Source organism: Brucella thiophenivorans (assembly GCF_002252445.1).
Classification (GTDB): Bacteria; Pseudomonadota; Alphaproteobacteria; order Rhizobiales; family Rhizobiaceae; genus Brucella; species Brucella thiophenivorans.
This window is the reverse complement of record NZ_NNRJ01000063.1, coordinates 1-8,198: the sequence shown is the minus strand read 5'-3', so window position 1 is coordinate 8,198 and position 8,198 is coordinate 1. Positions and strand designations below refer to the sequence as shown.

Sequence of the window (8,198 nt, the reverse complement as noted above, 5' to 3'; positions counted from 1 at the left end):
GGTCAGGTCGAGAACCAGGTTAATCTGGTCCGGGAACGCTTCTTCACGCCGCGGCTGCGCTTCAAATCTTACGATGAGTTGAACGGCTGGCTGCTGGATAAATGCATTAGCTACGCCCGCGCTCATAAGCATGTCGATCAGACGGAGCGCACAATCTGGGAGGTGTTCGAAGAGGAGAAGGCCCATCTGGTCGGCTATCCGGGCAAATTCGATGGCTTCCACACGATACAGGCCTCGATCGGCAAAACCTGCCTCGTGCGTTTTGATAACAACAAATATTCGGTGCTATCGACTGCCGTTGGCCGCCCGGCCGAGATACATGCTTATGCCGACCGCATCGTCATACGGCAAAATGGTGTCGAGATCGGCCAGCATGAACGCTGCTTTGGCCGTGGCGAGACGATTTATAATCCATGGCATTATGTTCCGGTCCTGACGCGCAAGCCGGGAGCACTGAGGAACGGTGCACCATTCCTTGATTGGGTCCTGCCAGCCTCCATGGAGCATGTTCGGCGAAAGCTCAAGGCCATGCATGATGGGGACCGGCAGATGGTGTCGATCCTAGAATGTGTCGGTATCGACGGCCTTCCTGCAGTCGAAGCGGCCTGCCAGGAGGCGCTTGATCAAGGCGTATTCTCCGCCGCTGTGATTATCAACATTCTGGCTCGCAAGCGTGATCCACAGCCCGCCGCCATTCTTTCCATCCCCGATGCGCTGCGCCTGACCCATGAGCCTGTGGCAGACTGCGCACGTTATGACAGCCTCAGGAGGGCAAGCTGATATGGAACGATCTCAAATCTTCGACATGATGAGCACGCTGAAGCTTTACGGCATGCGCAGCGCCTATGACGAGATCATGGCCTCTGGCATCAAACGCCAGCACGAACCACCGCGCATTGTCGGCGACCTGTTGCAGTCGGAGATCGCCGAGAAACAGGCGCGCTCGATTAAATACCAGATCACCGTCGCAAAGCTGCCGCTGGCCAAGGACATCGACGACTTCGACTTTACCGACACGCCGGTCAATGAAGGACTGGTGCGCCAGCTCGCGAGCGGAGCTTTCCTTGCCGAGCAGCACAATGTCGTTCTCGTTGGAGGAACTGGCACTGGAAAATCCCATTTGTCCATCGCACTTGCCCGTGCCTTGATCCGCAACGGCGCGCGCGGGCGCTTCTACAACGTCGTCGATCTCGTCAATCGTCTTGAAACGGAAGCGCGTAATGGTAAGCAGGGGCGTCTTGCCGACTTTATCTCCAGGCTCGATTTCGTCATTATGGACGAGCTTGGCTATCTTCCGTTCGCCCAAGCGGGCGGACAGTTGCTGTTCCACCTCATCAGCAGGCTCTACGAGCGAACTTCAATCATCGTCACCACAAACCTGACGTTCGGCGAATGGCCGACTGTCTTCGGCGACGCAAAAATGACCGCCGCTCTGCTCGACCGGCTTACCCATCATTGCGAGATCGTTGAAACGGGAAATGAATCGTGGCGCTTCAAAAACCGCTCTCAAAGCTAAAGCCGAAGAACGCTAGTGATCCGCGCGCGCAAACCCTGCACTAAATTGAAAGTTCCGGGCCCGCGCACGCTAAACGTTGCAACCTAAAGGAGGGGTACTTTTTGGACGCCGATAAGGGGTTCCGTTTAAACGCCGATTGACAGTCTTGCTCCCGGTTCCAATGTGGAGTGGCACGGCCTAAAGATTGGACAAGTTATAGATGTTAAACTGCAATATGATCTTGCCCGCAACACTCTGCGTGCGCCGGTGCTGATCGAAATTGAGCCTCAACGCGCCGAGATTGTCGGCGCAGACGATTCCATTGATCCGGAAGAGCTCATAAAGTCTGCCGTTGCCAAGGGACTGCGTGCCCAACTCAGGACTAGCAACTATCTCACCGGACAGGCCGTTGTTGCCTTGGAAATGGATTCTAAAGCACACCAGGATGAACTTGGCACGGGTGATACTTATCCGGTTATTCCAACCGACCCGAGCCAGTTCGATTCCACGCTGCGCTCGGTCAACGGCATTCTCGACCGCATATCTAAAATGCCTTTGGATCAGTTGGTCAGCCAAGCCACAGACACTTTGAAGTCGGTTCAGGATGTGGCCGAGAGGCCGGAGATTAAAGACTCCTTGAATTCGCTGACCGAGGCCCTTGGGTCAGCTAGCGAATTGATCCAACAAGCCAAGCTTGGCCTTGGACCTGCACTAGAAAAGGTGGCTCCCACTCTCGAACGCGCGCAGCAAGCGATGATACGTATGAATACGAGCCTTAACTCCTTTGAGCAGGGCTATGGCAAGTCATCAAGTTTCAAGCGCGATATGACACGCCTGATATCGCAAATTAACGACACGATGCGTTCATTTCGTGTGATTGCCGACTATCTCCAGCAACACCCTGAGGCCCTCATTCGGGGCAAGACGACAGGAAATAACTGATGTCATTGTTCTCTTTAAGCCTTCTTGGCCGCAGCGCAGGCTTTCTTGTTATGATTCTGCTTGCTGCCTGTGCCTCGCCCAACGCCAAGGTCTACATGCTAGCCGTCCAGAAGGGGCAGCACGCCCAGGGCAGACCCATTTCGCTTTCGATTGAAACCGTCGATATTGCCAAGTACCTTGACCGGCCGCAACTCGTCCGCCGTTCCGATGACGTACAACTTGGTGTTTCCGAATTGGAACGCTGGGGCGAACCACTAAGTAGTATGGTGCAGCGTGTGCTTGCTGAAAATTTGCGACAGCGTCTGCCCGAAGGTTCCTTGGTCACAACCAGCCAAAACGTAACCGGTAAGGAGGCCGGCACACTGGAGCTTTCGGTCACCCGGTTCGATGCTGATGCTACAGGCGCAGTGGTGCTGATAGCGCAGTGGCAGGTGCACTATCGAAGGAAAGGGGCAAGTGGAGCCATGCATGCCAATATTACAGTATGGCCACTGGATGGATCTACGCGCGCTCAGGTCAAAGCCATGAGCGACGCCCTCGACCAGCTTAGCGTTCGCGTCGTCGCAGGGCTGCGTGGTTGAAAGTCTTTGCATAACCTGTTTCTTGCTGAGAAACGGCAATTATTCTACGTAGACTCATAAACTGACGCACCAGACACGGATAGCGATGAGTTTGATAGCTGCCAGAAAATTGTCCGGGTTCTTGTCGTAACGTGTTGCAATGCCGCGATATTGCTTGATGCAGTTAAAGAAGCGCTCGGCCAGACTTCTCTTCCGATATACCCATGACGAGAACGCGAAGACGTCCTTACGGTTGGATTTGGGAGGAATATTAGCCCAGTTTTTCCGTTCCGCTGCTGTCTTCCGGATCGCATCGGTATCGTAAGCTTTGTGCGCAAGCAGCGTGCCGCCTTCGTTAACATGCGCCGCTAAACCTTCAGCCTGCGAGTAGTCAGCAACCTGACCATCCGTCAGGCAAAGATTGATCGGGCGGCCTTCTGTATCAACAATTGCGTGGATTTTGCTTGTGAGGCCGCCCCGGGAACATACCATGCAACCATCGTCGGCATCCCCTTTTTTCCTGTTGCTCCGCGCCGGTGAACACGAACACAGGTGCTGTCGATCATCGATATCACCGTCATAGGCTTGAGAGACGGCCTCTAGCAGTTGATCCCAGACATCAGCACGTCGCCAACGAACGAACCTTTTGTAGCCGGTCGTTGCAACACCATAGCGCTCAGGGATTTCAGACCATGATGATCCGGTGCAAAACCGCCACAGAATATCGTTGAGCACCATGCGATCGTCAACGCGGGGCACGCCGCGAGGTTTGCACGGCAACAGCGGCGCAATAATCGACCATTCCCCTTCGGTAAGCTCATAACGGCGACGCGACATCAAATACGTCCTGTTACGAAGCATTTGAATCACTAATCCATTCAAATAGCTAGACTATTTATGAGTGCACGACCTAATTTGGCATTCTAAAATGAATAAACCTCGCCTGGCCATTTGCAACATCGAGAATGAGGTGATGATATGAGGTCAGTGTCTGATTTTGACTCTGACATGTAGGCTGGCACGGCCTGAATATTATATTTCTCTCAACCACCATGCAAACAATCATTGAACGCTGATTGTCCTCTCGCATCAATCAGACGGAACCGCAGGTAGGGCAATATGAATGATAAGCTCCGCCACATCATGTCCCACAGACATTCTTCAGACTTGCGTCGCAGCATCTAGTGAAAGCTCTCGACGATATTCATGTACCAAAGTTGGTCAGAGACTTCCTTTAGATATGCAGCCGAGAACCATAAGCGCGATCACGACTATTAGTGCTATGCCTAATAATAATGCTTCAACGTCTGTCATATGAGAATGATACATTCACGCCTCGATGGTTAGCTTAAAAAGTTGTCTCCGACGGAGGGACACATCAGAGGCGGCCCCTTGTCGCGTTTCAGATGCACACTACCCCAAATGCATCCTGCGATGAAAAGCGCACTCGATCATTTCATCGACGATCTGTGCAACAATTCTCCTTCTAGGCAGACTTGGTAGGATGGATACCTATTGATTGGATAGGGCGCTCGGGTAACCCGTCGATAGACCAATAATGCTATTGACCGGGAGCGGCGACCATTTTTACCGCCGCTCGCCAGCTCCTGCTGTTCGCGTCTTAGTCCAGATAATCGACCTTCAGGTGCCGGATTGTGCCATTGAATGCAAAGGGCTTGCGGTCGAAATAGTTAAGAGAGACTGGCGAATAGCTATCGCGGCCAACGTCAAAGGCGTCATTAGCGGTAAACGTGAGCGAGGCTGCGCGCGGAACTCGTCCCTTGCTGACCTCGGTGCCATTAACACGAATGACGACATCAAGCGGAGCGGGCCTTATGCCATCTACCTTGCGTGTTTCGACTTCAATTTTTACTTTTCCTGTCGGAAGCGGGGTTGATGTTTCCAACTGTGTTCTTTCGATTTCAAACAGATTGTACTCGTAATAGAGCTTCCCGTCCTCAACCCAAAGAGCTACACCTCCTGAAACTGCGCCAAGTGCGTAGAGAACCCCCTTTGATCCCACTTGCAGATCCGCGTCGATTGTCACGAGGTTGCTTCGTGATCCAAGCTTTGGTGCGGTAAACTCTGGAACACCAACAACCTCTTGCGTGTAGCTGAACGACCTGGCGGGATTGGACGGCGCATCTTCCGGATGGAAGATTGCTGACCACAAGCCGCCACCGACCGGATATACCTTATTGTCTTCCGCGCTTTCCTCGAAATCTACCTTCAGTTCGTTAAGCTTACCCGGATTTGCGACCGCGATATCCTTCGCCTGCGAGAAATCCTTGTTGAGATCATAGAGCTCCCAAACATCAGCTTTCGGCGACCACTGCATGATCGAAGGGTCAACGCCCGTTTGCCAGGGCACTCGGGGCCCGAATGCTGAAGCGATCCAACCCTCCTTGTAAAAGGCGCGGCTACCCATGACTTCGAAGTACTGCTCCTTCTTGCGATCCGGCTCTGTGGATGACCCAAAAGAATAAGTCATACTCGTTCCATCTATCGGGTCTTGGCTGACACCGTCGACGAGTTTCGGCGGCTGGATATCCAGAATCTCATAAATAGTCGGTACAATATCGTTCACATGATGAAATTGCGGACGCGGTGTGTGGTCGGCCTTGATCCGGCTTGGCCATGATACCGCAAGCGGGGTACGTGTGCCGCCAAAATGTGCAGCAATCAGCTTTGTTGATTTGTATGGGGTAGAACCCGCCCATCCCCACCCGGCATGATACATATTGTCGACTTTTGGAGATCCAAGCACATCCAGACCACCGAGCTCATTCATAGTGCGAATATGATCCTTGATCTCGGACGGAATACCATTCTGAGCCAATAGCTCGCTGATAGTGCCATTTTGTCCTTCCGCACTTGAGCCGTTGTCACCCCAGACGTAGAACACGAGTGTATTGTCGCGAATGCCAAGTTCATCGAGAGTATCAAGTAACCGTCCGGCCTGCGCGTCTGCGTGTTCGGTGTATCCGGCAAATACTTCCATCAGCCGACGCTGGAATGGCTTTTCATCTTCTGGAATATCCGCCCAGGCGGCGAGGGAATCTGGTCGTGGCGTAAGTTCAGTATCTTTTGGAATCCAGCCGAGTTCTTTCTGTCGGTTAAACACATCCTCACGCATAACGTCCCAGCCTGCATCAAATTTGCCCTTATATTTGTCTGCCCATTCTTTGAAAATGTGATGCGGGCCGTGCGAAGCCCCCGGCGTCCAATACATAAAGAAGGGCCGGTCTGGTGTGAGTGCATGGACCTGCTTCATCCAGGTGACAGCTTTATCAGTCATATCTTCGGTAAAATGATATTCTGTCTTCCCTTCGGACGGATTGAGCCGGACTGTGTTTTCAACGACTGCAGGCTCCCATTGAGAGGATTCGCCTGCAAGAAAGCCGTAGAAATAGTCAAAGCCAACCCCCGCCCCGGCCGGCCAGTTCGTATAAGGGCCGACGGCCGTAGTCTCATTAGCAGGCGTATTGTGCCATTTACCGAAGGCGCTTGTTGCGTAACCATAATAGCCAAGCACTTTTGCAGCTGTCGCAGACGTACGTGGGATGCGGCCGGAATAACCATCCCAGTCGTTTGCGAGTTCTGCGATCTGGCCATAGCCGACGCGATGATGATTGCGGCCCGTTAACAACGCAGCTCGAGTGGGTGAGCACATTGCGGCATTGTGGAACCGATTATAAGTAATGCCGTCTCCGGCCACGCGGCTTAAAGTTTTTGTATCGATTACTCCGCCGAAAGTGCTCGGAAGTGCTGGACCAACGTCGTCGAGCATGATGATCACAATGTTTGGTGCGTTAGCGGGCAGATGTGACTTTGCTGGTAAAGGACTGTAGGTTGACTCAGCTATCGTTGGTCCGGCTTTGCTTCCCGAAGGCTTTGGCGGAAACGGGAGCGTTTCCTGGGCTGCAACTGGTGATCCCAACAATAGCAACGCCGTGCTCATGCTTAACCAGCGAACTCTAAATCGGTATCTAAGAGCCTTTTTCATTTACTTCTCCGTTTCGAACAACACATCTGAACCCGACATGGCTTGTTGACGTATCAATGGCTTCGGCATGTCTGGCGGCAGGTCGATAGCGGCGGCAGTAGTTGGGCGCGCACAGATGCGACCCACCTTTTAGTACTTTCCGCGGTATTTTTATGTGTGGGAGACACGGATCATAGCTGTTGGATTCGTGCCCTCCGCGAGGGTTTTGGGGTATGCAACAAGCTTTCGTCGCATCCGCTTCGTGTTTTGGAGTGAACCAATCCGATGTCCACTCCCAGATGTTACCGATCATGTCGTAAAGACCATAACCGTTGGGTGGAAAAGCAGTGACGGGGGACGTGCGGGAATATCCGTCGAGATTAAGATTAACCGTGGGGAACTGTCCTTGCCAGGTATTGGCCATATGTTGACCATTGGGAGTGAGATCCGATCCCCAGGCAAATTCTGCCTGTTCAAGACCACCTCTGGCCGCAAATTCCCACTCGGCCTCTGTTGGGAGGTCCTTGCCCTTCCACCGGGCATAGGCCATCGCATCATGAGAGCAGACATGGACCACTGGATGGTCATCCAGTCCTGCGATGCTGCTGTGTGGACCATAAGGCTGGCGCCAATTCGCGTCTTTTAGAAATGTCCACCATTGCGACCAATCGCTTAGGTCAACCGCCTCAACTGGTTCCTGGAAGACCAGTGAACCCGCATATAGCATTTCCGTTAATATGCCAGGGTAATCTCGAGGATCAGGTGCGAACTCGGCAAAGGTTCGATATCCAGTCGCAGCTACAAACTCAGAAAACTGAGCGTTGGTAACAGGGGTCTTATCAAGGAAGAAGCTTTCGACACTTACAAGATGAGTTGGCATTTCTTCGGGATAATGATGATCTGACCCCATCCGAAAAGTACCGCCGCGCACATAAATCATGTCAGCATGCATGAGCTCCGGTCGAAAATCGGTTTTCATCCGCATAGCCGGCCTTTCTGTCAACGCACATCATGACGACGAGCATGCTGATGTGTCGCGTGATCCTGTAAAAGCGAATAAGAGATCCCCATCCGCACAGCTTGGTTCGCTAACGATCTGGACTTCTTACTGCAAGGACAGAGCAACATCTTGCCAATTTGTGCCAAAGTATTTTCAGAAATGCGATTTTTTGAAATAGACCTTAGAGCCTGAATCATAATGAATGTAACGATATCA

7 protein-coding genes and 1 pseudogene are annotated in these 8,198 nt (G+C 52.6%); 4 read left to right on the top strand and 4 right to left on the bottom strand.

Annotation, left to right across the window (positions count from 1 at the left end; translation table 11 throughout):
• From CEV31_RS19315 to CEV31_RS19300, 4 genes and pseudogenes are all read left to right on the top strand, one after another.
• A pseudogene (locus CEV31_RS19315) lies at window positions 1-849 on the top strand (Mu transposase domain-containing protein); the annotation flags it as partial.
• Window positions 782-1,516, top strand: a complete 735-nt coding sequence (istB, locus tag CEV31_RS19310; protein WP_094509645.1) for an IS21-like element helper ATPase IstB — start codon at window positions 782-784, stop codon at window positions 1,514-1,516. The pseudogene CEV31_RS19315 and the gene istB, both read left to right, overlap by 68 nt.
• A 135-nt stretch (window positions 1,517-1,651) precedes the next feature.
• The gene (locus CEV31_RS19305) at window positions 1,652-2,437 is read left to right on the top strand and encodes an MlaD family protein (RefSeq protein WP_094509643.1); all 786 of its coding nucleotides are present in this window, start codon (window positions 1,652-1,654) and stop codon (window positions 2,435-2,437) included.
• Window positions 2,437-3,018: a PqiC family protein gene (locus tag CEV31_RS19300; protein ID WP_094509640.1), complete on the top strand. Its 582-nt coding sequence runs from the start codon at window positions 2,437-2,439 to the stop codon at window positions 3,016-3,018. The genes CEV31_RS19305 and CEV31_RS19300 overlap by 1 nt, the downstream gene beginning before the upstream one ends.
• 54 nt (window positions 3,019-3,072) lie before the next feature.
• Here CEV31_RS19300 and CEV31_RS19295 read toward each other — a convergent pair whose 3' ends face one another.
• From CEV31_RS19295 to CEV31_RS21255, 4 genes are all read right to left on the bottom strand, one after another.
• Window positions 3,073-3,834 carry an IS5 family transposase gene (locus CEV31_RS19295; protein WP_235818185.1) on the bottom strand — a complete coding sequence of 254 codons (762 nt, stop codon included), beginning with the start codon at window positions 3,832-3,834 and terminating at the stop codon, window positions 3,073-3,075.
• A gap of 784 nt (window positions 3,835-4,618) precedes the next feature.
• Complete coding sequence (locus CEV31_RS19290; protein ID WP_169717409.1) at window positions 4,619-7,003, bottom strand: arylsulfatase; 2,385 nt, start codon at window positions 7,001-7,003, stop codon at window positions 4,619-4,621.
• Complete coding sequence (locus tag CEV31_RS19285) at window positions 6,987-7,961, bottom strand: formylglycine-generating enzyme family protein (RefSeq protein ID WP_235818184.1); 975 nt, start codon at window positions 7,959-7,961, stop codon at window positions 6,987-6,989. Before CEV31_RS19285 ends, CEV31_RS19290 begins: the two co-directional genes overlap by 17 nt.
• A gap of 20 nt (window positions 7,962-7,981) precedes the next feature.
• On the bottom strand, window positions 7,982-8,198 hold a 217-nt coding region (locus CEV31_RS21255; RefSeq protein ID WP_210190962.1), incomplete at its 5' end, for a hypothetical protein.